Origin of the sequence: Symbiopectobacterium sp. (assembly GCF_051710365.1) — a bacterium.
In the GTDB taxonomy this organism is placed as follows: Bacteria; Pseudomonadota; Gammaproteobacteria; order Enterobacterales; family Enterobacteriaceae; genus Symbiopectobacterium.
The window spans coordinates 1-1585 of the sequence record NZ_JBPETA010000344.1; the positions used below are offsets into that span (position 1 = coordinate 1).

At 48.8% G+C, this 1585-nt stretch carries 1 protein-coding gene and 3 pseudogenes; 2 read left to right on the plus strand and 2 right to left on the minus strand.

Annotated features, from left to right (window positions below):
- Positions 1-131: 131 nt before the first annotated feature.
- Together ACTBDZ_RS17620 and ACTBDZ_RS17625 are read right to left on the minus strand one after the other, a co-directional pair.
- A pseudogene (locus tag ACTBDZ_RS17620) lies at positions 132-296 on the minus strand (EamA family transporter); the annotation flags it as partial.
- Positions 297-408: 112 nt separating this feature from the next.
- Positions 409-645, minus strand: a pseudogene (locus ACTBDZ_RS17625) (winged helix-turn-helix domain-containing protein); the annotation flags it as partial.
- Between ACTBDZ_RS17625 and ACTBDZ_RS17630 the strand changes: the two are divergent.
- Positions 550-795 (plus strand): DUF2517 family protein, encoded by a 246-nt coding sequence (locus ACTBDZ_RS17630; protein WP_438816248.1) that lies wholly within the window; start codon positions 550-552, stop codon positions 793-795. The pseudogene ACTBDZ_RS17625 and the gene ACTBDZ_RS17630 sit on opposite strands and share 96 nt — an antisense overlap.
- Before the next feature lie 205 nt (positions 796-1000).
- A pseudogene (locus tag ACTBDZ_RS17635) lies at positions 1001-1456 on the plus strand (DUF523 domain-containing protein); the annotation flags it as partial.
- Positions 1457-1585: the final 129 nt, after the last annotated feature.

Sequence of the window (1585 nt, forward strand, 5' to 3'; positions counted from 1 at the left end):
GCCTTGTTATAGGAGGGCCAGTTAGTGATTTTAAAATTTTGTTTTGCCATGGAGACCTGATTTTGAAACAACTATGGTGATCTGTTCCGATGATTACCCAAACTTTCTATTTATTCAACAAAGCCGGTTGTTTTTCCTTGCACTACCACAACGCCCACCAAAAACAGCGCCATCACCACGGCACGAACCGCAGTTGCTGTATTAGCGTCAAGATTTTGCAATCCCACTTTACCAAACAGAGCCACTGCGGCGGCGCACAGGGCGGAGAGCAATGCATAAAGTAACCAGCTACTCATGATGAGCCTCAGCATTAAAATTCAGGAAGGAGATCAACAGAATGAGCGTGGGATGTTACGCCTGCTTAGGGGGGATAACCAGTGTTATCCGCTGTTAATTCAGTATGGTAGCTCAAGGCATAAAACGGTAACCTACGGCGGTTTCGGTGATAAAGTGACGAGGTCGTGTGGGGTCGCTTTCCAGCTTTTGTCGCAGGTGTCCCATATAGATGCGTATATAATGGCTACTTTCCACTGCGTTGGGTCCCCAAACATGTACCAGCAGTTGGCGCTGCGTCAGCACTTTGCCCGCATTCTCCAGCAGCAGTGCCAACAATTTGAATTCCGTAGGCGTCAGATGCAGTGTTTCGCCGTCTCGGCTTACTGGCGTTTGCCTGTGATGCTGTTTCGTACCGATCGCGCGCGCTTTTATAGCTATCTGCACCGTGTTTGGTTGAAAACCAGCGATCAGCCGGTCTGGATGGCGCAATCAGAAGCGGCAGCCGGTGATTTTTTCTAAGCTGCGCTGCGATTAAGTAAAAAATATCATTGTGCGCTACTGACCTCAAAACCCCCTCGGTCAGTAGCTCTGTTTTTTTATTCCCTTTGTTTTTCCCTCTGATACGCCTTGGTTTTTGTTTTCGCTCGATCTTCGTCGTTGTGCTCCGTAACCGCTTGAAATCCGCTATGCTGAGGGAATGTTGACGAACGGGAGAGCGTTTATGATGTCAGCTCCTATTCCTGTTGGAATAAGTGCATGTTTGCTCGGTGCGCCAGTGCGGTTTGACGGAGGGCATAAGCGCTTTGATTTTGCTGTTGATCAATTAGCGCCTTATTGCCATTTTCAGCCAGTATGCCCCGAAATGGCGGTCGGATTACCTGTGCCGCGCCCCGCGTTGCGACTGGTCAACGCGGGTAAGCAAGGTATTCGGCTCTGTGCCAGCAACGGTTCTGGCATCGATGTCACCGATGAGATGCTCGCGTTTTCCGAGCAAAAAATGGCATTGTTAAGCGATCTATGCGGTTTTATCCTGTGTGCCAAATCCCCCAGTTGCGGAATGGAACGGGTAAAGGTCTATGACAGTTAGGGAAAAAATGCCCGAAAAAGTGGAGAAGGGCTGTTTGCGCAGGCGCTGAAACGGCATATGCCGTGGTTGCCGTTAGAGGAGAATGGCCGCTTGAGCGGAGCCTGTACATAAATTTGTGTAATTGCCTGATTTTGATATGTTCAATCCAACATCAAAAGCAGGTTACTTTATGGACGAAAAACAGTTGCAGGCTCTGGCTAATGAACTGGCCAAAAATCTCAA

Bases quoted from the DNA above. Each gene is read 5' to 3' on its own strand.
- ACTBDZ_RS17630 (WP_438816248.1), top strand. From the start codon at position 550: ATGTACCAGCAGTTGGCGCTGCGTCAGCACTTTGCCCGCATTCTCCAG.